At 53.6% G+C, this 26,308-nt stretch carries 17 protein-coding genes and 1 tRNA gene; 9 read left to right on the forward strand and 9 right to left on the reverse strand.

The genetic code is table 11. From position 1 onward, the window contains the following. Positions 1-6: 6 nt before the first annotated feature. Complete coding sequence (locus HG66A1_RS06475; protein WP_145181379.1) at positions 7-1,428, reverse strand: DUF1501 domain-containing protein; 1,422 nt, start codon at positions 1,426-1,428, stop codon at positions 7-9. Between the two features lie 7 nt (positions 1,429-1,435). Next, positions 1,436-4,249 (reverse strand): PSD1 and planctomycete cytochrome C domain-containing protein, encoded by a 2,814-nt coding sequence (locus HG66A1_RS06480; protein ID WP_197997004.1) that lies wholly within the window; start codon positions 4,247-4,249, stop codon positions 1,436-1,438. A gap of 269 nt (positions 4,250-4,518) precedes the next feature. On the opposite strand from HG66A1_RS06480, the gene HG66A1_RS06485 reads away from it, so the two are divergent. From HG66A1_RS06485 to HG66A1_RS06495, 3 genes are all read left to right on the forward strand, one after another. Continuing rightward, positions 4,519-5,370, forward strand: a complete 852-nt coding sequence (locus tag HG66A1_RS06485; RefSeq protein WP_197993845.1) for a DUF1080 domain-containing protein — start codon at positions 4,519-4,521, stop codon at positions 5,368-5,370. 110 nt (positions 5,371-5,480) lie between these two features. Continuing rightward, positions 5,481-8,996, forward strand: coding sequence for a PVC-type heme-binding CxxCH protein (locus tag HG66A1_RS06490; protein ID WP_145181381.1), 3,516 nt, complete (start codon positions 5,481-5,483; stop codon positions 8,994-8,996). A 57-nt stretch (positions 8,997-9,053) separates the two neighbouring features. Then, positions 9,054-11,123, forward strand: a complete 2,070-nt coding sequence (locus HG66A1_RS06495) for a CehA/McbA family metallohydrolase (RefSeq protein WP_145181382.1) — start codon at positions 9,054-9,056, stop codon at positions 11,121-11,123. Here the strand turns inward: HG66A1_RS06495 and HG66A1_RS06500 are convergent. Beyond that, positions 11,120-12,205 carry a sialidase family protein gene (locus HG66A1_RS06500; RefSeq protein ID WP_197997005.1) on the reverse strand — a complete coding sequence of 362 codons (1,086 nt, stop codon included), beginning with the start codon at positions 12,203-12,205 and terminating at the stop codon, positions 11,120-11,122. The genes HG66A1_RS06495 and HG66A1_RS06500 overlap by 4 nt on opposite strands. A gap of 272 nt (positions 12,206-12,477) precedes the next feature. Here HG66A1_RS06500 and HG66A1_RS06505 point away from each other — a divergent pair. From HG66A1_RS06505 to HG66A1_RS06515, 3 genes are all read left to right on the forward strand, one after another. Continuing rightward, positions 12,478-12,551 (forward strand) — tRNA-Ile (locus tag HG66A1_RS06505). A 91-nt stretch (positions 12,552-12,642) separates the two neighbouring features. After that, on the forward strand, positions 12,643-12,846 hold the full coding sequence (locus tag HG66A1_RS32620) for a YqaE/Pmp3 family membrane protein (protein ID WP_145181383.1): 204 nt from the start codon (positions 12,643-12,645) through the stop codon (positions 12,844-12,846). 498 nt (positions 12,847-13,344) lie between these two features. Then, a complete protein-coding gene (locus HG66A1_RS06515; RefSeq protein ID WP_145181384.1) occupies positions 13,345-14,571 on the forward strand; it encodes a GNAT family N-acetyltransferase in 1,227 nt (408 codons plus the stop codon). Positions 14,572-14,601: 30 nt separating this feature from the next. Here HG66A1_RS06515 and msrA read toward each other — a convergent pair whose 3' ends face one another. Beyond that, the gene (msrA, locus tag HG66A1_RS06520) at positions 14,602-15,333 is read right to left on the reverse strand and encodes a peptide-methionine (S)-S-oxide reductase MsrA (RefSeq protein WP_145181385.1); all 732 of its coding nucleotides are present in this window, start codon (positions 15,331-15,333) and stop codon (positions 14,602-14,604) included. A 111-nt stretch (positions 15,334-15,444) separates the two neighbouring features. Next, positions 15,445-16,650, reverse strand: a complete 1,206-nt coding sequence (locus HG66A1_RS06525) for an acyltransferase family protein (protein WP_197997006.1) — start codon at positions 16,648-16,650, stop codon at positions 15,445-15,447. A gap of 451 nt (positions 16,651-17,101) precedes the next feature. Between HG66A1_RS06525 and HG66A1_RS06530 the strand changes: the two genes are divergently transcribed. Together HG66A1_RS06530 and HG66A1_RS06535 are read left to right on the forward strand one after the other, a co-directional pair. Continuing rightward, complete coding sequence (locus tag HG66A1_RS06530) at positions 17,102-18,124, forward strand: ferrochelatase (protein ID WP_145181387.1); 1,023 nt, start codon at positions 17,102-17,104, stop codon at positions 18,122-18,124. 256 nt (positions 18,125-18,380) lie between these two features. Then, positions 18,381-19,310, forward strand: coding sequence for a DUF1559 domain-containing protein (locus tag HG66A1_RS06535; RefSeq protein WP_145181388.1), 930 nt, complete (start codon positions 18,381-18,383; stop codon positions 19,308-19,310). A gap of 119 nt (positions 19,311-19,429) precedes the next feature. Here the strand turns inward: HG66A1_RS06535 and HG66A1_RS06540 are convergent, their stop codons facing one another. The 4 genes from HG66A1_RS06540 to HG66A1_RS06555 all read right to left on the reverse strand — a co-directional run bounded on the left by HG66A1_RS06540 (position 19,430) and on the right by HG66A1_RS06555 (position 24,727). Then, positions 19,430-19,627 (reverse strand): cold-shock protein, encoded by a 198-nt coding sequence (locus HG66A1_RS06540; RefSeq protein ID WP_145181389.1) that lies wholly within the window; start codon positions 19,625-19,627, stop codon positions 19,430-19,432. A 344-nt stretch (positions 19,628-19,971) separates the two neighbouring features. Beyond that, positions 19,972-21,318: a DEAD/DEAH box helicase gene (locus tag HG66A1_RS06545; RefSeq protein ID WP_145181390.1), complete on the reverse strand. Its 1,347-nt coding sequence runs from the start codon at positions 21,316-21,318 to the stop codon at positions 19,972-19,974. A gap of 674 nt (positions 21,319-21,992) precedes the next feature. Beyond that, positions 21,993-22,841 (reverse strand): sterol desaturase family protein, encoded by an 849-nt coding sequence (locus HG66A1_RS06550; protein WP_145181391.1) that lies wholly within the window; start codon positions 22,839-22,841, stop codon positions 21,993-21,995. Between the two features lie 119 nt (positions 22,842-22,960). Continuing rightward, positions 22,961-24,727 (reverse strand): flagellar basal body P-ring protein FlgI, encoded by a 1,767-nt coding sequence (locus HG66A1_RS06555; RefSeq protein ID WP_145181392.1) that lies wholly within the window; start codon positions 24,725-24,727, stop codon positions 22,961-22,963. 443 nt (positions 24,728-25,170) lie between these two features. On the opposite strand from HG66A1_RS06555, the gene HG66A1_RS06560 reads away from it, so the two are divergent. Next, the gene (locus HG66A1_RS06560; protein ID WP_197997007.1) at positions 25,171-26,307 is read left to right on the forward strand and encodes an ArnT family glycosyltransferase; all 1,137 of its coding nucleotides are present in this window, start codon (positions 25,171-25,173) and stop codon (positions 26,305-26,307) included. The last annotated feature ends 1 nt before the right edge of the window (position 26,308 follow it).

Raw genomic sequence — 26,308 nt, forward strand, 5'->3', positions numbered from 1 at the left:
GATCGCTCAGCCGAGCAGCTCTTTAATCACAGCGCCCCCGGTCTGGCTGAGGACTTTAAACCGGCCTTCGTGGAAGTAGGTCAGCTGGTTGTCGTCGAGTCCCATGATGTGTTCGAGCGTGACATGCAGATTGCGAATCGGGTTGACGACTTCGACAGCATGGTCGCCGATTTCGTCCGTGGCACCGATGCGATGACCGGCTTTGACACCACCTCCCGCCATCCACATCGCCATGCCTTTCGCGTTATGATCCCGACCCGCGGCCTGTCTACCACTGCGGATGCCGTTGTCGGGCGAGCGACCGAATTCTCCGGTCCAGACGACGAGCGTTTCATCCAACAGACCGCGTGCTTTGAGGTCTTTCAGCAGGGCCGCAATCGGCTGATCGACGGCCTGCATGCGGGCTTTGTGAGAACGTTCCAGGAAATCATGTGAATCCCAGCCGGCGGCGTAGATCTGCACGAAACGCACTCCCGATTCGACGAGTTTCCGCGCCAACAGGCAGCGGCGACCGAAGCTGTCGGTTTCTTTCTGTCCCAGACCGTACATGTCCTGAGTCTGCTGGGTTTCTGATTCGAGGTTGATGATATCCGGAACCTGGGTCTGCATTCGGAACGCAAGTTCGTACGATTCCATGCGGGCTGCGAGCACCTCTTCGTGTGGATGCCGTTGCTGGTCCTGCTGATTCAGTTTCGCCAGCAAATCGAGATTTTTACGCTGGGTCTCACGGGTGACGTTTGGAGGCGGATTCAGGTCGAGAATTGGTGAGCCCGTCGAACGGAGTGCGGTTCCCTGGAAGTAAGCGGGCAGAAACCCGTTGGACCAGTTAGCAGCGCCCCCCTGCGGGTAGGCCACTTCGGGGAGGACGATGAACGCGGGCAGGTTTTGATTTTCGGTGCCCAGGCCATAGGTCATCCAGGAGCCGATCGCGGGATCACCGCCGAATCGATTGCCGGTATTCATGTGGTAACAGGCGGTCGGGTGGTTGATCGATTCCGCCTGCAGACCGTGATAGACGCAGAGGTCGTCGGCGACTTCTGAGAGGTGCGAAAAATGTTCGCTGAGTGAAATCCCTGATTCGCCCGCCTGACGATGCTGAAACGGACTTTTAATGTAATAGCGTTTGCCGCTGGCCATCGCGGAGACCTGTTTGTCTTCGCGGACGAATTCCTTGAGGTGCAGCTTTTCCAGGGCCGGCTTGGGATCGAAGGTATCGATGTGGCTGGGGCCTCCTTCCATGAACAGAAAGATGCAGGCTTTGGCGCGCGGTTTCAGATGCGGATCGCGGGGAGCGAGCGGCGGTCCGTCGATCAGGTTCTGCTGCTTCGGCTCTGTTTTCTGTTCGGCCTGCAGCAGCGCATTGAAAGCGACGGTGCCCAGGCTGGCGCCCATGCCATAGAGAAAATCGCGTCGTTGTAATCGGTGCATATTTGTGTTACCGCAGATAAATGAATTCGTTGGAGTTCATCAGGACCAGACAGAGTTCGGCCAGGGCCCGGGTTTCGGCATCGACGTCCCAGGGCTTGAGATCCTGAATGTAGTTTTCAGTCAGATCCAGTTTTTCGGTCCAGGTAAAAGACTCGCCTGTCAATTCTTCGATCATCGACCGCTTGACCTCCCGCGGAAGCGGAATTGGTTTCGGTGGATGGGCGGCGTGGTAGTCCTGCATTTCTTTGACATGCTTCAACGCCAGTTGCAGTTCCTCTGGAGTCGGTGTGCGGAGCGTCACCTGCTGGAAGGCCTGCGAAACGGCCTCAGGTAGTGGCTGGTTTTTCTGACTGATTTCATGCGCCAGAGCAATAGCACGATCATGGGTGAACTGTCCATTAAACAGAGCGAAGACCTGGGGAGTGACAGTGGTTTCGTCACGACGCTCACAGGAGATTTCACTTCCGGGCCGATTGAAAACGTCGAGCATTGGATCGGACAGAGTTCGGTAGCGGAAGGCGTACAGAGTCCGGCGATTGCGCTGTTTCGGTTCAGGCATTGGTTGATACGCGGGAGCGACCGAACCCATGATGTGCCGGGGCTGGAGCGCGACTTCCCAGTTGATTTCCGGGAAGACACCGGGACCACCCATTTCCGGATTCAACTCGCCCGTGATTGTGAGCAATGAGTCTCGGATCTGTTCGGCAGTCAGGCGACGTGTTGGAAAGTGCGAGAGCCATTGGTTGCTGGAATCAAGACGCGCGACCAGCTCTGCATCCGCAGGTCGGCTGCTCTGCTGATAAGTATTGGAAGTCATGATCAGGTGATGCAGCTGTTTGATCGACCAGCCGTGATCCATGAACCAGGTCGCCAGCCAGTCCAGCAATTCGGGATGAGAGGGCTTAGCGCCCTTTTGGCCGAAGTTGTTGGGGGTGGCGACCAGACCGGTGCCGAAATGCATCTGCCAGATGCGGTTGACGATGACACGGGCAGTGAGTGTGTTGTTCGAACTGGCAATCCAGCGGGCCAGTGCGAGTCGTCGTCCATCGGCTGTATTGGGAATGGTATTCCAGGCGTTGGGGCTCTGACGGTCATTGGAACCCGCCATAGCGCTGAGTACGCCGGGAGTGACTTTATCCGTAGGAGCGGTGATGGCACCACCGGCGAGAATGAAGATCTCTTCGACATCGCCTTTTCGCTGTTTGGGGCCGGGGATCAGGTTGACCGCTTTGGTGGAGCGGAAGTTGTTCGACGGACCGTTATAGACGCTGAAGCAGTATGGTTCGTAGCGTTTGAGCTCCCGCTCGAAGTAGTCGATGCGTTTGTTGTTGATTTTGAGCAAGCTTTTTTCGAGTTCGGACAGACCAAACCAGCGAAGGGGCGGGCGTTTGTCTGCGGCAACCTGCTTCAGGTTTTTAAAGCCGTTCTCTTTCAGCCAGGCTGCGATCGCGGCGTCGGTCTTTTGCTTGAACTGTTCCTGCTGTGCTTTTGTTTCGGCCAGCAGTTTTTCCGTGCGAACCTTCATATGGTCGAAGCCGGAGATGTTTTCAAATGGCTGATAGGCGACTTTGCGGTCGGCGAACTGCACGGGGGCAAAGACGGCCTGAATGCGATAGTAGTCGCGGGTGGGGACAGGATCGAATTTGTGATCGTGGCATTTGGCACAGCGGAAACTGTGTGCCAGGAAGCTTACGCCAACACTTTGTGTAATGTCATCCAGAAACAGCTGGCGGGTGACCGCGGCGACGCTCATGCCGGTATGTTCCCAGGGACCGCTCCGCAGAAAACCGGTGGCGATCAGCATTTCAGGATCGGTGGGATCGAGTTCATCGCCGGCGAGCTGTTCGACGATAAAGCGATTGTAAGGCTTGTCGGCATTGAAGCTGCGTACCAGATAATCGCGGTAACGCCAGGCATTGGGACGTTCGTAGTCGTTGGCAAAACCGCTGGTGTCGGCGTAGCGGACGATGTCGATCCACATCTGGGTCATCTGTTCGCCGTAGTGCCGACTGTTTAATAAGCGTTGAATGGTCTGGGACCAGGCAGTGGAGGACTGCTGTTGTTCTAAAGAGCGAATCTCATCCAGTGCAGGAGGGAGTCCGGTCAGATCGTAGCTGGCCCGTCGGAGCAGCGTTTTGCGGTCAGCGGGGGGAGAGGAAGTTAACTTCTTTTCCTGGAGCTTACGCTGAATAAAGGCGTCAATCGGATGCCGCTGGGAAGCAGGTGTTTTCGTCAGGGCCTGCCAGGGGACATCCGGTCGTTGGATTGGTTGATAGGCCCAGACATCTTCCGGTTCGTATGTGCGATTCGTCCAGGTGGGAGACTGACCGCCGGAAGTGGACATGACGATTTCCCGGGCAGAACTGGCATCACTCGAACTCGGGGCAGGCAGGCTTTTGTCAGTCCAGATGGCACCGTCTGCGATCCATTGTCTGATGACATCGATTTCCGCGTCACTCAGGCGGTTTCGTTCCTGTGGCGGCATCTGGATGCTGTCATCTTTCCAGGTGACAGCGTTCCAGAAGGGACTCTGTTCCGGTTTGCCGATGATCACCGCGGCCTCCCCCGATTCGCCCCCTTTGATCAGCGCCGCGCGGCTAAGCATGTTGTATTCCCCCTTGATGTCGTCGGGGGTCGCTCCGTGACAGCCCAGACATTTTTGTTCGAGCAGAGGGCGGACTTTGCGGAGGAAGAATGTTTCCTGCGGCGTGAGCTGTGTTTCTTCCGCGTTTGCAGATTTGTTCGACAGGAAGCTGCAGAGCAGACCACAGCCCAGGCAGAACAAAAGCTTCAAGGTATCATGAAGTGTGAGCGCACGCATGAAACAGTCTCTTTCAGGTTCGGATGATTTCCAGGGAACAGAAAGCACAGACATTGATGCCTACAGGTTACTTGCTCAGCAGAGAGAAATCAATTTCTGTTGATCTATGACTTTGCCCGGCGCCGACAAAGTTACACCGTCTTTCTCTAAACAAAGTTACGAATTTGGGTGGGAAGGCGCACAGGCATGCGATAGGATAGCAGGAGAGAATCATCCCGGCAGTGCGTGAAGCCTGCTGTGTCCCGCCCAACAACAGGAAAAGGAAAAACATGAATATCCGGCTCAATAAGTCGTTATTAATTTTGAGTGCATGCACTGCTTTGAGTCTGTTCGCTCAGGGAAGTCTGCCTGCACAGAACAAAGTCAAGAAGCAGGTGAAAGAACAGTTGGAAGTAAAACCTGGTTCGGTTACCGATGGTGCCATTGTCGAGATTCCACCCGAAGACAAACTGCATCCGGGGTACACTTCTCTGTTCAATGGAAAAAATCTGAGCGGCTGGAAAGTGCCGGAAGGGGATAACGGGCACTGGAAAGTTGAAGATGGTGTCATCGACTATGACGCACAGAGTGAATCCAAGGGAGATAAGAATCTCTGGACCGAGAAAGAATATGGCGATTTCATTTTAAGTATGGAATGGCGGATCAAAGAGACGACCGGTCTGTATAAGGTTCCGATCGTGCTGTCAGATGGATCGGAACTGAAAGACGCAGACGGCAAAGTCATCACCGTTGAACTGCCAAATGCTGATTCCGGCATCTATCTGCGGGGAACTCCCAAGGCTCAGGTAAATATCTGGTGCTGGCCGATCGGATCGGGAGAAGTTTACTCGTACCGCCGCAATCAGTCGGTCGCTCCGGAAGTCCGGGCCGGTGTGACTCCCAAAGTGAACGCCGATAATCCTGTAGGAGAATGGAACAAGTTCATCATTATCATGGTCAAGGATCGTCTGACCGTAATCCTGAATAACAAAATGGTGCTGGAAAATGCCCAGCTGCCCGACGTGCCCGAAAAGGGACCGATCGCGCTGCAGCATCATGGCGGGAAACTGAAAGATGGCACTTTCAGCCCGGCCAGCAGTCTGATGCAGTTCCGTAATATTTACATCAAGGAACTTGATTAGCTACAGATTGATTCTGCTTTATGTATCATTTAGGATTGAACCCGTCGGCTGTCTCGTTTGATGAGACAGCAGGCGGGTATTTTCATTGATCCAGCGCAGGTGATACAACAATGATGCAGACGTTCCGCACTTCCTGGCTGTGCCTGTTGGGTGCTTTCAGTCTCTGGCTGCCTTGTAATCTTATAGCCCAGGAACAGAAAGATCCCTTCCGCGAATTCATTCGCCCCACCGACCCTTTGACGCCTCAGGCAGAGCTGAAGAGTTTCAGCGTCCCATCCGGATTCGAAGTGCAACTGGTCGCCTCGGAACCGGAGATTCAGAAACCGCTGAATATGGCGTTTGATATCCGCGGCCGATTGTGGGTAACCGATTCTTCAGAGTATCCGTATCCGGTCAAGGATGGGAAAACGGGTAAGGATACGATCAAAGTTCTGGAAGACACCAATGGTGACGGTCGCTACGACAAGGTGACCACGTTCGCGGAAGGGCTGAATATTCCCATTGGTCTGTACCCTTACAAAAATGGCGTGATTGCATTCAGCATTCCGGATATTTCGTTTTATGAAGACACTGATGGCGACGGCAAAGCAGATCGGGTGACAAAGCTGTTTGGGCCGATGGGCTTTGAGCGGGATACGCACGGCATGAACAATTCCTTCCGCCGGGGTTTTGACGGCTGGCTCTATGCGAATCACGGATTTAACAACCAGACCCGCGTCAGTGGTAGCGATGGACACACGATTGAAATGCAGTCTGGTAATACCTATCGGATGCGGCTGAACGGTTCCCGCATTGAACATTTCACGCACGGGCAGGTAAACCCCTTCGGCTCCACATTTGATGAGATGGGGAACCTGTTTACCGCGGACTGTCACTCTAAACCCATCTATCAAATTCTACGGGGCGGTTACTACCCTAGCTTCGGGAAGCCGCATGATGGACTCGGTTTTGTCAAACCAATGATGGAGCACCTGCATGGTTCCACCGCAATCGCGGGGCTGGCTGTCATTTCCGGAGATCAGTTTCCCGCGGAATATCAAGGCAACTTTCTGAGCGGTAATGTGATGACCAGCCGGTTGAACCGAAATACTCCCGTGTATCACGGCTCGACCATCATCGCACAGGAAGAACCCGATTTTCTGTCGACTTCCGACCCCTGGTTTCGACCAGTGGATGTTCAACTTGGTCCAGATGGTGCCATCTATGTCGCTGATTTCTATAACAAGATCATCGGGCATTACGAAGTACCCTTGGATCATCCGGGACGCGATCGTCACCGGGGACGGATCTGGCGGATCGTTACCACCGGCAAGGAGCACCTGCTCAAAGATTATACGAAGTTGAGTATTCCCGAACTGATCGCAGATCTGGGGTCTACCAATCTAACGACACGGATGCTGATTACCGATTATCTGACCGATCAGTTCGGCGGCGAAGTGATCGCGCCGCTGCAACAGGCTGTCGTGGATGCCAGACAACCGACGATTGTAGTGCATGCGATGTGGGTTCTGTTCCGCCGCGGTGCTCTGGCTGATGATCTGCTGCAACTGAGGCTGCAGAGCAAGGACGAACTGGTACGCATTCATGCCGCAAAGATGCTGGCCGAGAAGCAGTCGTGGAAAGAACAGCAGCGCCTGCTGGCAGTGAATGCGCTGCAGGATGAGAATGCCTTCGTCCAGCGCGCGGCTGCGGAAGGGCTGGGCTTGCACCCGAACCTGAATAACCTGTCGCCACTGTTTGCACTCAAAGCCCGGGTGCCGGCGGATGATAATCATCTGGAATATGTGGTGCGCCGCGCGCTGATGTTGCAGATCCGCGAACCGTCCCTGCTGGAGAAGCTGGACTGGGAAGCACTGAATCCCTCGCAGAGGAAAACATTGTCAGAACTCTCGCTGGCGGTTCCCACCGAACAGGCGGCCTTGTATCTGATTCGTTATCTGCAGGATGAACCGGCGGCAGCAGACGATCTGCCGGCTTATTTTCGTCACATTGTCCGCTATCTGCCGGCCGAGAAACTGTCGGCACTGATTCAACTGGCACGGACAAAACTGGCTGGTCAGCCTGATCTGCAGGTGGAAATTATTAAAGCAGTACTGCAGGGATATCAGCAGAAAGGGCTGGCGTTCGATCAGTCGCTTCAGGAATGGGGAGCCGCGCTGGCAGCCCAACTGGTGGAATCTGTCAAAGATCAGCCGCTGCAATGGATGAATTTACCTGTGTCAGAGAAATACTCCGAAAATCCCTGGAAGACTCAGCAGCGTAATTCTGCAGATGGTGTCAAAGCAGCTTCTTTTTTCAGCAGTCTGCCCGCAGGAGAACGTACTACCGGCCGACTGGTTTCTACGGACTTCAAGATTCCTGACCAACTCGAGTTTTATATTGCCGGACATGCTGGTTTCCCAAAGCAACCTCATAACCGTTTGAATTTTGTGCAACTCCGTCGATCTGCTGATGGGATTGTGCTCAAGAGGGCATTAGCACCGCGCAATGATCTGGCACAAAAAGTGAACTGGGATTTGAAAGATGTGTCAGGAGAACAGGGTTTTCTGGAAATCATCGATGGGGACACAGGGAGAGCCTATGCCTGGCTGGCGGTGGGACGATTTGAGCCTGCTGTGGTCTCCGTACCTCACGAAGGTCTGCAACAGCAGGTACAACGACTGTCGGCAGCAGCTCTGCTGGTCAAGGCGTTTCAATTGCACGACGAGCGTGAGAACCTGGCGGCCTGGCTCTCACGTGAGCGTCTGGATCCCCAACTGAAGGATGAACTGGCTCAGGCCCTGATCAAACTGGATGGGACAGAAGCGTTTCAGCCCCTGTTCCCACTTCCGGTCGAATCGGTTCCGTCAACGGATTCGTTTCAGAACAGCGTGATTCGAGCCGTGATTCAAAAAAATGAAACGCAGCTGGAACCTTTGTTGCAACAGGCGTTCAAGACCTATCCAGGGCGACTGCAAACCCGACTGGCCGAAGCGCTCTGTCAACAGGCCGGGGGGAGTGAGCTGTTACTCACCCTTGCGGAAAAAGGGATCGCTGCGCCGCGACTGTTGAGCAGCCCCAATATCCGGAATCAGATCGAACAGTCTGGCAGTCCTGAACTCAAACAGCGGCTGCAGAAGCTGATCAACGGATTGCCTCCCCGAGGCAAAGAGACGCAGCAGCAGATCGCTAAACATTTTCAGTCGCACGGCAGTTATAAACTATCGCTGGAGAACGGGAAGGCGGTCTTTGAGAAGAACTGTGCGGTCTGTCATCAGCTGAACGGTAAAGGAGCCCTGGTGGGGCCGCAACTGGATGGGATCGGCAACCGGGGTCTGGAACGACTGCTGGAAGACGTGCTCGATCCGAATCGTGCGGTGGATCTTAATTTCCGCACGAGCACCGTAATCACGGATGCGGGGCGAGTCTTTACAGGCCTCAAGCGACGGGAAGAGGGAGCGGTGATCGTGTTCGTGGATAACCAGGGGAAAGAATTTCAGATCGCGAAAGATGAGATCGAGGAACAGAAACAGTCGCCCCTGTCACTGATGCCGGCCAATTTGCTGGAGATCCTCACCCCACAGCAATTGCATGACCTGCTGGGCTACCTGCTACAGAGCACAAAGAAAGCAACCGCCCATCGATAATGTTCTTCCGGTTGCTCCACATACAACTTCATTCTCTTTTTCAAAGCGTTTTCAACGATGAACTGGAAAATCCTGACTCTGTGCTGCTGGCTGGCGGGCACCGGCCTGGTCTCGGCCAATGATGCGATAGTGATTTCTTCGAAGCTGGTGCATTTGCGGCACTCGGGAGAACGGGAATGGGCGACCTTCCCGGAAGGGACACCCAAGACGGAACTGTCGGTCCCATTCAAGGCGGAAGCAGTTCAGGGGAAATCCACTCTGCAGTTGCGACAGCAGGACGTAAAGCAGGGCTGGAATGTCGAACTGAACGGCGTCGTGCTGGGCAAGCTGACGCGGGATGAGAACGATCAACAGCTCCTGCTGCCGGTGCCCGAGGGGCTCGTGAAAGCAGGAGAAAACCGGTTACGAATTTTTCAGTCGGGGAAACTGACTCCGGATGATATTCGTGTGGGCGAGATCGTGCTGTTTCCTGAAGATCGATCCAGGGTGCTGGCAGGGGCGACAGTCTCTGTGAGTGTGGTTGAGGGGGCTGATAACAAAACGGTGCCCTGTCGGCTGACGATTGTTGACCCAGCGGGAACGCTGGTGGCGACATCGGCTGAGTCGAATGCGGAACAGGCGGTGCGGACTGGCGTGATTTATACCAGTACGGGGAAGGCCCAGTTCCAGCTGCCGGCGGGCACGTATACGATCTATGCCGGTCGCGGATTTGAATATGGTGTGGCGGAGCAGCAAATCAGACTCAAGGCGGGGGAAACAAAACAGGTCAACCTCAAGATCGACCGCGAAGTCGATACGAGCGGCTATGTCAGCTGTGATACGCACATCCATACGTTTACCCATTCCGGGCATGGCGACTGTTCGATGGAAGAGCGGATGATTACGCTGGCGGGAGAGCAGATTGAGTTTCCCATCGCCACTGATCATAACAAGCAGATCAACTACGATCCGCTGGCCCGCAAGCTGCACGTCCGGAAATATTTTACGCCGGTCATTGGCAATGAAGTGACGACCAAGCTGGGGCACTTCAATGTCTTCTCCGTACAGGAAGAGGGACCAATCCCTGATTATAAGCTGATGAGCTGGGAGGCGATTTTCAAGAGTATCTATGGTACGCCGAACGTGAAGGCAGTGATCCTGAACCACTCCCGCGACATTCATTCCAATTACCGTCCCTTCGGCCCGCAGAACCATATTGGTCTGACGGGGGAAAGTCTGAAGAACTGGCAACTGCGGGCGAATGCGATGGAGATCATCAATTCGGGAGCAACTCAGACCGATGTGCTGCAGCTGTATCGCGACTGGTTCGGCGAACTGAACCGGGGGGTGATGTTGACGCCCGTGGGGTGCAGCGATTCGCACGATGTGAGCCGGTATATTGTGGGGCAGTCGCGGACTTACATTCAGTCGGACGATCAGGATCCAGGGAAAATTGATCCCCCCCGGACCATTCAGAATTTCGTGGATGGGAAAGTGCTGTTGTCCTATGGGCTGTTTACGCGAATCAAGGTCAATGGCCGCTATGGACCCGGGGAACTGGTGCCGCCATCCCGGGGCCTGGAAGTTTCGCTGACGGTTTCCGGTCCAGCGTGGGTAAGTGCGGAGCGGATCGACCTGTATGCGAACGGCGAGTTAATCCGCAGCGAAGAGATTACTTCAGAACCAGCGGGAGGTGTGAAGTGGCAGGGGACCTGGAATCTGGAGCCGCGTTCCCAGGACTGTCACCTGGTGGCGATTGCGACGGGCCCGGGGGTGTCTGCCCCTTACTGGCCGATGGCGCAGCCTTATCAGCCGGAATCGCCGGAGTTTAAGTCACAGGTTGTTGGGTCAACCGGGGCGGTCTGGATTGACGCAGATGGCGATGGTCAGCGTACGCCGGCGGTAGTATATGCCGAGCGACTGGTGAAACAGCAGGGTGAGAATTTGCCTGAGTTACTGAAGAGCCTGGCAAAATATGATCGGGCGGTGACTCTGCAGGCTGCGAGTTTGTTGCGGCAGCGTGGTGTTTCTCCCTTTGATCCAGAGTTGACCGCGGCACTCAGACAGGCGGCGGAACCGGTGCAGCTGGGCTTTGCCCTGTATGGTGCTGCCTGGCGGAAGAGTCAGATCGCGCTTCAAAGCAACTAGTGTTTGTCTGACTTAAGAGCCGACAGGGGCGTGCGCACGAAGAAGACGCCGGGACCATCCGGCTGTTTGGGATCGAGGTCATAAAACAGTGTGCCTAGCGTCTGGTCGTCGATCTGCACGGTACGAGGCCAGCCCCGACCTTTGATGGGGCGCCCCGGATTATAAATGATGACTGAGTTCACGGTGTCCCAGGATTTTCCCTCGTCATGCGAGAGCGTGAGTTCATAGGCCCATTCGTCATCGCGGCCGACGCCGTACAGAATGGAAGTAAGCACGACGTCATCCGATTTCAGAACATTCAGGTCGTAGCCCGCAACGCCGAAATAGGGGAGGTTATGCAGGGCCTGCCAGCTTTGTCCCTGATCGGTCGAGCGGAGGCCGTAAACCATCTGGCCCGGCTTGCCCACCGGTACGGGGGCTTCGCTTTGTGGAGCACCACTGATGAGGGTACCTGTCGCGGTTCTGATCAGGGAGACCATGCCGTGGTTTCGTCCGTCGCCAAAGGGAGTGACGGAATTGGAGGTCCGGTCGTAGATCACGGTTCGATCATAGAAGGGGCAGACCCAGTGGTTGCTGTCGAGTTCGAGGATCGGATGCCGCAGACAGGTATAGTTGGTGTAGTCTTCGAGGGGGATTTCGGTGACGGGGGACCAGGTGACGCCATGATCGCGTGAGGTGCAGAATTGAGGCACCCGCCAGCGGCGTTTCCCATCGATGCGATAGCAGGACCAGTGCAGAACGATTTCGCCACTGCGGAGAGTGGTCAGAGAACCGGGATAGATGGAGCAGTCTTTAATGACGGGGATCGATCGACTCGTAGACCAGGTCACCCCGCCATCGGTCGAGCGGGAGAGGAGCAGTTCTTTTCCCCCGCCGCCATCTTCGTTATAGACGGCAAGCAGATCCCCGTTCGCAGCCCGGCAGAGGGCAGGGTGGACGTGTCCTCCTTTGACCGTACCGACGCGGACCGGAGCAGACGGAGTCGCTTTTTCAGCCCGGGTGGTGGTGAGACCGAGGGACAGCAGAAGCAGGCCTGGCAGCAGATAGAGACTCAAAACAGGGATCAAAGAGCGTTGAACCATTCGAATCGGGCCTCCCGGAAGTGGCTGAGGAAATCTCAAAAAAGTCGATTGTGCTACGATCCTGTTTACCCGCTCTGGTGTCAGAGATCAACAGAGAGGCTCATTTGACCGAAAGTGAGACAGGATCGTGTGTTTCGCAGCCTGTTGCTTTGACACTCATCAGAGTCTCCAGTAAGCTATCAGCCACCCGGTTCACAGGTCTGCATTGGCCGATTTCAGGTTTGATGTTCCTGCTGAACTGCACGATCCAATCGAAGTCAGAAACCAAATTCGGGGCCGTAGCTCAATCGGTTAGAGCAGCAAACTCATAATTTGTTGGTTACAGGTTCGAGTCCTGTCGGCCCTATTTTTCTCACTTTCTGGTGGGAAGGTTGTGTCTCTAAAATTTCGTGAATCAGGAGCCTGTCCATTGGGCACTCGTGAGACTGGAGAGTGAGATGTATTTTCTGGCAGTTGTGATTCCACCCCTCGCCGTGCTGCTGGCGGGTAAGCCTTTCCAGTTTATCTTGAACGTCATTCTGACTCTGCTGTTCTGGCTGCCGGGAATGATTCATGCCATCATGGTGGTCAATGAATATAAAGCAGACCAGCGAAATCGACTGCTGGTCGAGGCGATGTCGGCAGATAAGAAGAAAGAGTGAGGCTGGTAACGACTCGCCTTCATTTCTTGAACTGCGCACCAATGGTGACGATCTGGGGTGAGTCGACTGTGTTCTTAGTGGCTTGCTTTCAGCGAACAGCAGATGAATCCTCCACATCTGATGGCTGTTGCAGCATTCTCCATGCAGTGTTTTACCGCATATTTCATGCACGTCAGGAAGCGTACATTCCATCTGTGCTAACTTGATCAGAATGTCTGTAAAGTGTCGCATGACCTGTTCATTCACAAAACTGTTATAACCCGACTCCCTATTTCGACACCTCTTTGGTTTCTGGTTGATTGAGCTTATTTTCTTTTCGTTAAACACTGTACGTGGGCTAAGTTCATAGCGTGTGTGGAGACTGTTTGCTGCTCGGAATGGTGGACGGTTTCTGCAGATTAAACTGAGGTATTTACCGCACTTAACTGCGATCAGGGAAGTGGGCTGAATTGCCTGTGCAGAGAAAAAGCGGAGAGAAATTGCTAGGGCCGAAAATTCATGTCGGATGTGATCGAGCTGAATGAGATTGATGCATTACTTGACTATCACCAGGACTGGACGCGTCTGTTATCAGTCACGCCGGGTGGTTCCTTTTATCGTTCGCTGGAATGGCTGCGCGACTACTGGACCCATTTTGCCGAAGATCAGAAATTACGCGTGCTCGTGATTCGGGACGACGGAGAAGTAACAGGCATTGTGCCGTTGTGTATCCGCCGGATCAAATCCAAATTCGGAACCTGTCGCATCGTGACATATCCTTTTGATGACTGGGGTAGCATTTACGGTCCTTCTACCGCCTGTCCTGAGCAGACACTGACCACAGCTTTAAAATACCTGCTTGAGTCGCGGCGCGACTGGGACATGATTGATCTGCGTTGTGTGGACAGTGACAGTTTCGATCGGGGAGCGACGGAACGGGCACTGGCAACCAATGGTCTGGTATTTGAAAAATTCCTCTGGAACCAGACGATGTTCATTGATCTGAATCAGAGTTGGGATGACTACCTCAAGTCACGACCCAAGAAGGCACGACAGACGTATCTGCGTGCCGAGCGTAAGGTGCCCGAGGATGGAGAAATCGAATTTTTCCGTTATCGTCCGGGGGGAGAAGCCCGGGGGGAGGCAGATCCGCGCTGGGACTTGTACGAACAGTGCGAACAGATCGCGCTTAAGAGCTGGCAGGGTTCCTCTACCAGCGGAACGACGATTACCCATGAAAAGGTCTCACAGTTCTTTCGCGATTCGTATGCGAGTGCGATCCGGGCGGGGGCTGCCGATTTGAATCTGATCTATCTCTCCGGTAAACCTGCTGCGTTCTGTTATAATTATCATCTCAACGGGTATCTTGATGGAATTCGGATGGGTTACGATTCCGAACTTTCCAGCAACGGCCTGGGGCGTCTGCTGATCGGACGCCTGTTGCATGACAGCATGGACCGCGGTGACCAGGTGATGGATATGGGTTACGGGGCAGTCGGTGCCAAGAAGTACTGGTACACCTCGATGGACAATGTCTATCGCTACGTATACTACTCGCCCACTTCGCCGATTGCGAATGTTCTCAAACTGAGTCATCAGGTGGCCGGCTGGTTTCGTGACCGGTTCTCCAGTGGAGAAGCTCCGGATCCCGAATTCCAGGACAATCCGTCCTTGCCCACTCCGGGCAAGCGGGAAGCGCTGGCGGGAACCACCTCTGATCGTGTGAAGAGTGGATCAAAGGGCTGAGACGTCAAGTTGTCTCATTGTCAGAGTAGATTATTCTGACTTCTCTTTGGTGTTCTCTGCGGACTTCAGTTTCTCACCGAACTTGCTGCGGAACTTTTCCAGTTTGGGACGGATCACGAACTGGCAGTACTGCTGGTTCGGATTCAGTTTGAAATAGTCCTGATGGTAGTCTTCCGCGGGATAGAATTTCTGGAACTCGGTGATTTCAGTGACGATGGGACTTTTGAATTGTCCTGATTCATCGAGTTGTTTCTTATAAGCTGTCGCTTCTTCTTTCTGCTTCTCATTGTGATAGAAGACAGCGGAGCGATACTGTGTTCCCACGTCTGCTCCCTGGCGGTTAAGCGTGGTCGGGTCATGAGTTTCCCAGAAGACTTTCAGGATGTCAGTGAAGGGGATCACTTCAGGATCAAAGGTGACCTGAATGACCTCTGCGTGACCGGTGGTGCCGGTACAGACGGCTTTGTAAGTCGGGTTGGGGACCGCGCCTCCCGAATAGCCGGAGACGGCAGACTTGACCCCTTTGAGTTCACGGAAAACCGCCTCCGTACACCAGAAACAGCCTGAGCCGAGGGTGACGACTTCCAGACCGTCATCTGCTTCGTGGGCAACCATTTTCACTTCCGATTGGGGCTGTTCTTCGGCGATCGCGACGGGGCGGTCTTCTTTGGAGATGGAATTTTCACAGGCGGTGAGCAGTGTGAAGAGGGTAGCGATCGATAAGACAACGAGTGCCAGCTGAGGCAGTTGTGAAAACGTCATTGGAGTAAAATCCCTTTACGAAAGTGCCTGAATGAAAGCAGTCTGTCATATTCTAAGCGACTGAAATCATTTTAGGCAATCCGACCGGGCAGGGACAGGGTGAAACCTGTTTCAGGAGCGGGCAGTCTTTTTTCCATTAAACAGAAACCGCAGGACCGGGATCCTTAAAATCAGAAAATGGTGCAGAGAGAGTGTGACCGCAAACGTGGCGATTTCCACTGCCAGAAATTTGTAACCGATGGCAATCGTGGAACTAAGCAACAGATACCCAAAGATCACCACGCAGATATGGTGGAACAGGTAGATCGAATAGGAAGCATCTGAGAGATAGCGGAAAACACGCGAGTCCCGGTTCATGAACCGGTAAAACAGAACATAACAGATATGACTGGCGAGGGCACAAATGACGCCGAAGGAATAGATGCGGAGCAGGCTTTCTGTATTAAAACCATGGGCATTCTCTTCCAGGTAATGCACGAGAACCGCCAGAGGCAGCATGCCCCACTCCCAGCGGGCGATACGATGGAATTCGTCCTGGAGTGTTTTGTCCTTGAATAACCAGAGTCCCAGCAGGAAGTAGGGGAGGAAGGTGATGAAGTCTTCCAGATTCAACAGCCCACAGCAGAGGGAGCCGTGAAAGATATTCGGAGCGATTTTGGCAGCAACATTCCACACGAGATCGGCGCAGGGGATCAGCAGCAGGAAATAACAGTTTTTACGAATACCAGCGACCAGCGGACGCATCTGCGTCCATTTCGGCAGATAGCCGGCGAGCAGAAACAGGCTGATCCCAACGGCGAAGAACTGGAGGAGCGTCAGCAGGAACCAGAGGTGTGAGACCCACTGTCCACTCAGCCAGAGTTGTGGCAGAACCCGGGCCAGGAAGTGCCCCAACGACATCGGCTCGTGGTGCAGTACGGTCGTGCGGAAATAAAGCTCCAGCGTATTGACGATCAACGCTGTGCTTAACAGGGGGACGACAATGCGAACGAGCCGGACCTGGGTAAAGACTTTAATCCCGTATTTCTGCAGGCTCATCATCGAGAAAAAGCCGGCAATGATGAAGAACGTTGGCATCCGGAATACGTGTATGACCGAATCGAGCAGCGAAAAGAAGATCGAGTTATGGGAATCTGAGACGATCCAGTGATCTGTGGCAGAGTAAATCAATGCCCCATGCAGGACGACTCCCAGCATCATCAGGATGGATCGCATGGAGTCCATATAGTAAAAACGGGGTGCTGAGGACCGCGACGAATCAGATGCCGTGCATACTTCGACCGGTTCCACCGCGCTGAGAACAGAGGGTGAGTTCATCCAGGAGTACCTGTTATGGTTTTGAACAGTTTGTGATACGCGGCGGGTATGCTTATATATATCCATCGAAGTTGATGTAGAGCGAGTAATTTTCTGTGGCAGCAGGGAAATACTCAGGCTGCTACCCACAGTTGATCTACTATCCGGCAGAATCGAAATATTGGGCAGACCGCTCCTGAGTGATGTGCGATTTTGTTGCCAAAAAGCAACAGGGAATTCAGCTGGATGAAAATCGGGAAGCGGCATGCTGGGGACAGCGGAATGAACTGGAGAGAGGGACAAAACAGGGAGAGTCGAGACAATTCTTGTGGGAACGGGAGTAGTCATCTGATGCAGGCTGACTACAACGGAGAGAAGTTGCTATGATGAGATTGATAGCAGGAAAGACAGGCCATCGGTTCAGCAGCGACCGATGAGTGATTAGCCAACCAGACCAGTAGAGACATCCTGAATGAATAACGAATATGACGCGATTCTGGTAGTTTCCTTCGGGGGGCCGGAAGGGCCTGACGATGTGATTCCCTTTCTGGAAAATGTGCTCAGGGGCAAGAATGTCCCCCGGGAGCGGATGCTGGAGGTCGCGGAGCATTACCAGCAATTCGGTGGCGTGAGTCCGATCAACGGACAGAATCGTGCCCTGATCGCGGCACTCGAAGAGGAACTGGCTGCGAACGGGCCTAAACTCCCCATCTACTGGGGAAACCGGAACTGGCATCCGCTGCTGACGGATACGCTGGAACAGATGAAACAGGATGGCATTCAGCGGGCTCTGGGCTTCTTCACCTCGGCATTCAGCTCGTATTCGGGCTGTCGGCAGTACCGGGAAGATATCCAGCGGGCTCAGGAAGCGGTTGGGGATGGGGCTCCCGAAGTCGATAAGCTGCGGATGTTCTTTAATCATCCCGGATTTATCGAGGCCACCGTTGATCGCGCCCGGGAAGCACTGGCCGAGATCCCGGAAGAACGCCGGGAACAGGCGACAATACTGTTTTCTGCACACAGTATCCCTCTCGCGATGGCTGCGGGCTGTCGCTATGAAACCCAGCTGAAAGACGCTGCTCAGCTGGTGAGTGAACGATTGGGAACGCACCCCTGGCACCTGGTATACCAGAGCCGCAGTGGTCCGCCACATCAACCCTGGCTGGAACCCGATATCTGTGATTTCATCACCGAGCTGGGGCAGCAGGGAGAGGTTCAGGATGTCGTTATTATTCCGATCGGCTTTGTTTCCGACCACATGGAAGTGCTGTTCGATCTGGACACAGAGGCGAAACAGGTCGGCAGTGAAGTCGGCATCCATGTCGCCCGGGCAAAAACAGTGGGAGTCCATCCCCGCTTTATCACCATGATTCGCGAATTGATCGAGGAACGCATCAGCGGTACAGATGAGCGACCCGCTTTGGGACCATTGGGGCCGAACCATGATGTCTGTCCGGTGGACTGTTGTCTCAGGGTGACCGAAATCAAACGTTGATCTCAGCTTGAAGCGAATGAGACAGTTGGTTTTCTCTGAATGTGTACAGAAGAATTCTGAATTCCTGCAGCATCCATGCTGGACTGAGCTTGTCAAAGCCTCATTCGTGAGAAATACTTAGCAATTGTTAGTTACGAGTTGGAGCGCCCACCCTGCCGAGGTCTATTCCAGACATCCTGCCAGGCAGACTCACTTACCGATTTATCAATCCAGTTGTTATTGAACTGTCTTGTCCTACCGAGTTACAGGAGTTTGAATGTCTACGTCTCCCAAGCGAGGATTTACCCTCATTGAGTTGTTGGTTGTAATCGCTATTATTGCGATTCTCATCGCACTGTTGTTGCCCGCTGTGCAACAGGCACGTGAAGCGGCCCGCCGGTCGACCTGTAAGAATAATCTGAAGCAGATCGGTATCGCACTGCACAACTATCACGATACGCATCGCCTGTTTCCTTACGGTCATATGGAAGTCAGGACCGGAAACTACAATTCATCTGCTCCTTACGGCACTTATCACTGGCGTGATACCTGGGCACATCAGATTCTGCCCTTTGTAGACCAGGCCCCGTTATACAATAAGTACTCCGCTAATACGGCAAGCCACGTGCATCTGGTGACGGACCCGGAAATTTATAAAGCCGTGGTTCCAGTCTACCTGTGCCCCTCGGATCCTTCCACTCCGGGAAATGCCGATTCTTTGGGGCGTTCGCAGGGTAGTTATATCGGTTGCGCAGGCAATGAGGCGACGACAACAGGGGCCAACCTGAATGGAGTATTCTCTGATAACTCGAATACTAAGATTCGTGACCTGAAGGATGGCTCTTCGAATACGATTATGGTTTCGGAGATCATCATTCGCGGAAACACTGCTTCGACAACCTACTGGGGTTGCCCGGGATGTTACGGTATCGGTGGTGCTCACGGTGAGATGACTTTCACAACCCGCGAGACCCCCAATACACCGGTTGCCGACCAGAACTATGCCTGTAAGTCAACCACATTCCCACATTCGCCTTGCGTCGTGAATACCGGGACCAAGTATAACTTTGCCCGCAGCTATCATGTGGGGGGCGTGCATGCTCTGCTGGCCGATGGGGCCGTGCGGTTCATCTCTTCCAACATTGACCGTGGGACCTTCCAGAACCTCGGGAACAAAAAAGATGGTCAGGTTTTGGGCGAGTTTTAAGCTCCTTTGCTCTGAGTATTCACTGACAATCGTGACACAAAAAAACAGCACCGCCGGCGAAATGCCTGCGGTGCTGTTTGTCATTTGAATGAGGCTTTCGTCTCAGTCTTCAGACTGTTTTAGAGTACACGCACGTTTTCAGCGCGTGGTCCCTTGGGGCCCTGTCCAATATTGAACGAGACCTTTTGACCTTCTGAGAGCTCATCATAGTTGGTGTCTGACAGTGAAGAGCTGTGAAAGAAAACATCTTTCCCTGTGCCGTCTTCAATGAAGCCAAAGCCTTTGTCTGTGAGTCGTTTGATGGTTCCTTCTGACATGATATTCATCCAGTACTTTTAAAAAATGTTACAATCCGGGAGAGGTGAAACATTCGCGTCCCCAGACTGCAAGAGTGTTCGAGTTGATTCAGGCTGTCGTCGTCTAATTAACGGGCCTGGAGTTATTCTGAATCATTCAGGAATTCAGATTCGTTATCCGGTAGGAGAACCGGAGAACTTAACGGACCACTTTGCTTCAATTGATTCCGGCGTACCCGTTTGGCTTCTGCTTTCGCTTTTTTCTCTGCTTCTCGTTGACGCTTGGCATAAGTGTTCCTGTTTTTAGCGATAATGTATCTCCTTGAAATTGAAAATGAAACGCTGCACCTGCAAGAGGCAAGTGACTAACTTGATTGACTGGCACGCGGCTTGAGGCGACGCCATTTTGTGCGTTTAGGTTCCTGTTGTAGTTTACTCGCGGCTGTCTTCGCAGCTTTCTTGCGTCGAAAGCGGTTTCGCGAAGTCGTTTCTGTTCCTTCCACAGTGTGTCTGTTTTTCCCATTGCTCCGCTGTCGGGGCGTAGAGTCTGGCAGGGCATCAGCTTTATTCTTCTGAGCACGAGGAGCCCGGTGTTCTTTGGAGACGGGAACTTTGTGGCCGATCAGTTTTTCGATGGCCCGCAGTTCGCCTCGTTCGTTATCGCTGCAGAAGGAGATGGCGATTCCCTCTGCCCCTGCGCGTCCAGTTCGGCCGATGCGATGCACGTAAGCTTCCGGTTCAACCGGTAGATCGAAGTTGATCACGTGAGTGATGCCTTCGATATCGATTCCCCGGGCCGCGACATCGGTAGCGACGAGCACCTGGATTTTGCGGCTGCGGAAAGCTTCGAGTGCCTGCTGGCGGGCCGACTGTGATTTATTCCCATGGATGGCAGATGAGCGGATGCCGATCTGCGCGAGACGTTTTGACAGCATGTTGGCAGTACGCTTGGTTCGCATGAAGACCAGGGCACGATCCACGGCGGAGTCGGCCAGAATATTCTGCAGCAGAGACTGCTTTCCGTTCCGTTCCACGTAGATCAGTTGTTGCTGGATTTTTTTGACACTGGTCTTTTGAGGAGTGACATTCACACTGACTGGATTTTTCAGCAGGCGTTGAGCCAACTCCTTAATTTTGGGAGCCAGGGTGGCTGAGAAGAACAGTGACTGACGTTTTTCCGGCAGTTGACTGATAATCTTCTTCAGGTCCGGCAGAAAGCCCATGTCGAGCATGCGATCGGCTTCGTCCAGGACGAAAAGTTCCAGCTGGTCCAGATGGATTTCTCCCTGGTTCATTAAGTCCAGCAGACGTCCTGGCGTAGCGACTACGATGTGAGCGCCACGACTCAGACCTTTGACCTGGTTTTTCTGGCTGACACCACCATAAATCAGCAGGTGCCGCAGCTTGAGGTGTCTGCCGTATGCGGCAAAACTGTCACCGATCTGAATGGCCAGCTCCCGGGTGGGGGCCAGTACCAGAGCCTGTGGACGATAGGGCCTGGCTTTGCGATTCTCTTTTCCCAGATGATTGAGTATGGGTAAGGCCAGAGCGGCTGTTTTTCCCGTTCCTGTCTGCGCACATCCCAGAATATCGTGTCCTTCGAGTGCGGAGGGAATGGTTTGCGCCTGGATAGGCGTCGGGGTTTCATAATTTTCTTCGACCAGTGCTCGTTGGACTGGGGCGATCAATTCAATCTCTTTGAATGTTTTCAATGGTTTTCCTTAGGGAAATGTTGCAGGCCCGTCGGTGTGTTGTGCAAGTGAATCTGTGGTTGGCAGTATTCAATCAAGGGCAGGGCCTGTTTTAGTCTAATGTTAGACCGAATGTATTTTAAAGGGGCTGCAGGTGATGTTCCGTGGGAGGAGATCAGCTGAACCGGTCGGCGACAGTGCAAATCGACGGGACTTGCTGGAGAGCGGAGGAAAATACCTGGCTCTTCCAGTTTCGCTCAGGTTAGGCGGGTTGGGACCAGCGGTACCAAAAGCAAACGTCGCTTCTGTGGGAACTCCGGACAAACAAGAAAATCACGGAATTCAATGCGTCCACAACGACGCGGCAGCTTTCGACAGCGGTCAACACAACCGAGGTTGGCAGCAGGAGTGTGCGACGGGTAAGCTCGCACAGTAGAGAGGGTTACAAGAGGTTCCAGCTCTGTATTAAGACCCTCACAGGTCAGAAAACGAATCTATTTCTGTAGATCGTTACTCGCTTTGTTCTGACCAGGGTGACATGGTTGTTCCCTCAGTTCATTCGAGAGAAGCACCTTGAAGTCACGCAGAAGTATACCCTGTCTGGATCTCTTTGCCTAGAGGGATTCTTGAGAATCCCAGAATCAAGTAAAACTAAATATGTGGGGAAACAGGCAAGTTGACACCGACTTTAGCGATCAGTCAATCATTTCTGCCTGTTGATCCTGTTCACCGGGCAGAACCGGCGGCCTGCTGAAGGGAGTCTTCCACATGCCAAGCAGGGTCTGCCACTGGGGCTGATCAAAGTGGGGTAAACCGAAGTCGATGGTCGTCAGGTCCAGGCGCATGCGGTAGGTACGGGCCAGTCGATCCCAGAGGGAGAAGATGGTGGAATAATTCGAGTTTGTTTCCTGCGGCAGCCGCGAGTGGTGAATTTTATGCATGTCTGGAGAGACAAACAGCCAGCGGTAGAAACGATCTACCCGTCCCAGCGAAATGTTCGCATGGTGCAGTTGCGTTGAGAGGAAAACCAGAATGCCATATAGAACGAGTTGCCAGGACTGCAGGCCCAGCAGTGGAATCAACATCAGACGCAGGAGAGTGGAAATTCCCAGTTCACCCCAGTGGAAGCGGGTGGCGGTGGAGACGTCCATGTCAGGATCGCTGTGGTGCATGCGATGAAACCGCCAGAGAACCGGGATGCGGTGATTCATCCAGTGCCAGCAGAACATCCAGGCATCCAGGAGCAGAATCGCGCACAAAGTCTGCCAGAAGGGAGAGAGTGGCAACTGGTGGAGCAGCCCCCATTGATGCTGCAGCGTCCAGGCCGAGGTTGCCTCTACGGTCGAGCCAAACAGCAGTCCGAGCAGCAGAGAATTCAATACTGCCAGGGAAAGGTTGTAAAAGGCGTGACGGTAACGGTTCTCTCCGCGGAATGGTTTGAAGGCAGCCCAGCTTTCCCAGCTCCAGAGCAATGCCAGTAACACAACCGGGGTGCTGAAATAGAAGAGTGAGAGTAGTTCGGACGCTGAGAGGTCGGCAAGCATGAGGGCTGAGGTTCATTTCTGAATGACGGCCGGATCTGAACCGGGGCGTGCAGACCAGCCCCGCTGGTGGTCTGCTCCCTCTATTTTCTCAGTACGAACCAGTAGAGACAAGGGACTTCTTATTGCTCGTGATAGTTCGCCTGGATTTTTGCCTGTTGCTGAAGTGTTCTCACCAGGGATACCTGTTGCTGACGTGGTAACTGTAACTGTTGACAGAGTGCCAGTAGATCATCCAGACGAGTGGCGCTGCCTCGGGAGTTCGGAGAAATTTCCAGCATCAGGTCCGGAAACTGAAGCCGTGCCGGTTGCAGGAAGACGGTGCCGCGTGTCTCGATACGGGCTGTTGCTGTATCAATGATGACTTCCGGCCGCTGGTCAGAACTGTTGGGGGACTGCTGGGGAATCTCGACATTTAACAACTGTGTTGCCAGCTGCTGAGCATAGTTGGGATTCGCATCGGGCAGTGAGATCATGACGAGTCCCGAGGACTGCAGCATGGCTTTTGAGGTATTGACCATATTGGCTGCCAGGAAGCGATTGATCTGTTGCACAACCAGCCGACCGGTCTGGGGATCATACAGCGAGGCATTCAGGAAGAATTTCAGATGCGGAATGCCCTGGCCGGTGACCAGTCGAGGAGTGATGGCTGAACGGATCTGGGCTCCATTTTCGATTAATCCCTGAGCCTGGTTACGGCTGCGATCGGTACGGACAGGACCGACAATCAGCGCGTCGACCTTTTTCTGATTTGAACCCTCTACGGCGACCGCTGTCGGCAGCAGGTAGCCGCCGGTTAAATTGACTTCCGGCTGGTTCGCGTTGACATAACATTCCACCTGTTGTCCCGGCTGGACACCCTGGCTGGGGATGTAAACCGTGATGGAGACATTGGCGATATTGCCAGCCTGCAGGGGGGATTTAATATCCTGCAGGTTAATCTTCATCGCAGCAATCGATGATTTTAAAGCCCGGATGGCTTCGGGGGGAATGTTCTGATCGCCGGTCCCATTCAATCCGACCACCAGTCCAGCGCCTGTGAGTTTAATGATTTCTGCAGGTTGGAATTCTCCCATCTGGGCCAGTTTGATTACTGGTGTGGCGGCGCTGGTTTCGGGCGGGGGAAGTTCAGCCGGCAGGTCCAGGGCAACCAGGTTTTGACTTAAGACGGTTGAGGAGAACAGCAGATTTGCATGCTGGGGGACGACCTGAATTTTCTGATGGAGTCTGCCGCTCTGGAGTGGTTTTCCCTGGGTTTTCAGAGTGACGCCACGATAGCTGGCAATGATCTGTGTGGGAGTGTCTTTTTGAATGAGTACCGCGGAATCCATTGGTGGCGTCTGTTGCCCCGGTTGGGCAAAGTCAGCAGAGACGGCATTTGTGGTGGCAGGGCCGGTCATCGCGACCTGCTGGACAGTCCTGATATTGGCCTGGGGCGGCTTCCGGGAATTGCTGTTCTGGACGACCTGCTGGACCAGATCGGCGTCGAGCTTCAAGAGTTCTTCAAGTAGCCGGGTGCGCTGTTCTCGTGTGGTCTGGGTCAGCATCAGAATATTCAGTCCGGGGAAGATTTCCTGATTCGACTCCGAGGCTCCGGGGAGTTGGTCCTCGGTCGGCGCTGCTTTTGCCTGAGCTGTTGCGAGAGGCGCAGGTGGGGCGGCAGCCTGTTTGTCGTTGTCGATGTCGGGGAGTTCGCCGGCTGGAAAATCGAGATTCAGGTCAGGGAAGGGCGCTGATTCGGAGAGCGTTGCTTCCAGTTCCAATTCACTGGCGACCTGTTCCGCAGAGTCATCAGAACCCAGGAAACCCTGAATGGTCTGTGAAAGGAAAAACATACCGACTGCGAACAGTGCGATGCCTGAGAGTACGGAGAATTTTAAATAGCGCATAGTTTCCCTCAGCCGAGGTTAGACAGGCTTAGTGATAGGAGTGGAATATGTGCAAAACTGCAAGATTTGAGAGAGAGGAGCGGGGACCTTAAGAGAAAACCAGATCTGAGTCAAGATGGGAAGTATGGATGAGAGGAATTCCATTTTACGGGTTCCTTTCATTACGGAATCTGTACAGTGCCCGGCTCTGAAATATGTGATTTCACTAATGGGAAAATGAGATGAATCGCCCCCGCGATGACAGGGCAGCTATATTGGAATTGACCCTGATAGACGTGTAATCGTACTATTCCCACATTTCACAAGTGGCAGGGAACAAGATGCCGGAATCAAAACGGCCTAAGTATATATTGATATTGATTTTACTGATATCCGCTCTGATAAGGTGCGGACTGGCGGTTTACGTTCAGCGCCAATTAGATCAACAACCTGAACGAACATACGTGATCGAAGGGGATGCAGACGGTTACTGGAGACTGGCGCAAACGATCGTGCATGGTGAGGAGTATTCGATTTATACCCCTCCGCGACGTGTACTGCGGATGCCCGGGTTTCCGCTGGTTCTGGCCGGTGCGATGTCTGTCGCAGGCGAAGATCATTTTCGCGTGCGGCTGTTCCTGGCGCTGACCGGTGTGGCTGCCTGTTATCTCGTTTATTTACTGGGAAAAGAACTCACCAATGAAACAACAGGACTCATCGCCGCCGGGCTGACAGCAGTCTCTCCGGTCATGGCCGGGTTCAGTGTTTTGTTTTTAAGCGAAACGGTGTTCGCGGTTACGATGCTGTTTTCGCTGTGGGTACTGGTCAAATTAGGAAACGTGAAATGGGGAGACCATGATCGTTTGCAGGGCTGTCTCTGGTCTGTGCTGGCGGGAGTTTCCCTGGCAGCGGCTTTTTATGTCCGACCAGGCTGGCTGTTAACTCTGCCGATCATCGTCGCCCTGATGATCTGGAGAGCAAAAGGGCAACGGGTCCGTGCGCTGGAACGGGCTGCCGTATTGATACTGGGCTTTACTGTGATGCTGGTGCCCTGGGTGTACCGTAACTATCAGGTCACGGGACACTTTGTCCTGACATCACTCTGGTCGGGACCCAGTCTGTACGACGGTTTAAATCCTCAGGCGACCGGCGACAGTGATATGACTTTTTTCGATCGAGATCGAGTGATGCTGAAAATGAGTGAGTACGAAATGAATCGCTACTACACACAACAGGCGGTGGAATATGCGCGCCAGCATCCCGGTCATGTGATTCAACTGATGGGAGCCAAGTTGCTGCGTTACTGGAAGCCGTGGCCCAACGCACCGCAGTTTCGTTCGTGGTGGATGATGGCTGCCGTCTCAGTGGTCTTTCTGCCGGTGTTACTGCTGGCTGGCTACGGTATCTGGATATCACGCCAGCAGGGGCTGCTGTTACTGATTACGCTAGGGCCGATTTTATATTTTTCACTGATTCACATGGTGTTTGTCAGTTCGCTGCGATATCGGCTGCCTGCAGAATACAGTCTGTATATCCTGTCTGCCATCGGGGTGACTGCCCTGGTGGGAGGCAGATTAAACAAGGAGAAAATCAAATCATGAT

The sequence above is a fragment of the Gimesia chilikensis genome (assembly GCF_007744075.1).
GTDB lineage: Bacteria > Planctomycetota > Planctomycetia > Planctomycetales > Planctomycetaceae > Gimesia > Gimesia chilikensis_A.

Excerpts from the sequence above, each read along its gene's own strand:
- HG66A1_RS06475 (WP_145181379.1), bottom strand. The coding sequence starts at position 1,428 with ATGCACCGATTACAACGACGCGATTTTCTCTATGGCATGGGCGCCAGC.
- HG66A1_RS06480 (WP_197997004.1), bottom strand. The coding sequence starts at position 4,249 with ATGCGTGCGCTCACACTTCATGATACCTTGAAGCTTTTGTTCTGCCTG.
- HG66A1_RS06485 (WP_197993845.1), top strand. The coding sequence starts at position 4,519 with ATGAATATCCGGCTCAATAAGTCGTTATTAATTTTGAGTGCATGCACT.
- HG66A1_RS06490 (WP_145181381.1), top strand. The coding sequence starts at position 5,481 with ATGATGCAGACGTTCCGCACTTCCTGGCTGTGCCTGTTGGGTGCTTTC.
- HG66A1_RS06495 (WP_145181382.1), top strand. The coding sequence starts at position 9,054 with ATGAACTGGAAAATCCTGACTCTGTGCTGCTGGCTGGCGGGCACCGGC.
- HG66A1_RS06500 (WP_197997005.1), bottom strand. The coding sequence starts at position 12,205 with ATGGTTCAACGCTCTTTGATCCCTGTTTTGAGTCTCTATCTGCTGCCA.
- HG66A1_RS32620 (WP_145181383.1), top strand. The coding sequence starts at position 12,643 with ATGTATTTTCTGGCAGTTGTGATTCCACCCCTCGCCGTGCTGCTGGCG.
- HG66A1_RS06515 (WP_145181384.1), top strand. The coding sequence starts at position 13,345 with ATGTCGGATGTGATCGAGCTGAATGAGATTGATGCATTACTTGACTAT.
- msrA (WP_145181385.1), bottom strand. The coding sequence starts at position 15,333 with ATGACGTTTTCACAACTGCCTCAGCTGGCACTCGTTGTCTTATCGATC.
- HG66A1_RS06525 (WP_197997006.1), bottom strand. The coding sequence starts at position 16,650 with ATGAACTCACCCTCTGTTCTCAGCGCGGTGGAACCGGTCGAAGTATGC.
- HG66A1_RS06530 (WP_145181387.1), top strand. The coding sequence starts at position 17,102 with ATGAATAACGAATATGACGCGATTCTGGTAGTTTCCTTCGGGGGGCCG.
- HG66A1_RS06535 (WP_145181388.1), top strand. The coding sequence starts at position 18,381 with ATGTCTACGTCTCCCAAGCGAGGATTTACCCTCATTGAGTTGTTGGTT.
- HG66A1_RS06540 (WP_145181389.1), bottom strand. The coding sequence starts at position 19,627 with ATGTCAGAAGGAACCATCAAACGACTCACAGACAAAGGCTTTGGCTTC.
- HG66A1_RS06550 (WP_145181391.1), bottom strand. The coding sequence starts at position 22,841 with ATGCTTGCCGACCTCTCAGCGTCCGAACTACTCTCACTCTTCTATTTC.
- HG66A1_RS06555 (WP_145181392.1), bottom strand. The coding sequence starts at position 24,727 with ATGCGCTATTTAAAATTCTCCGTACTCTCAGGCATCGCACTGTTCGCA.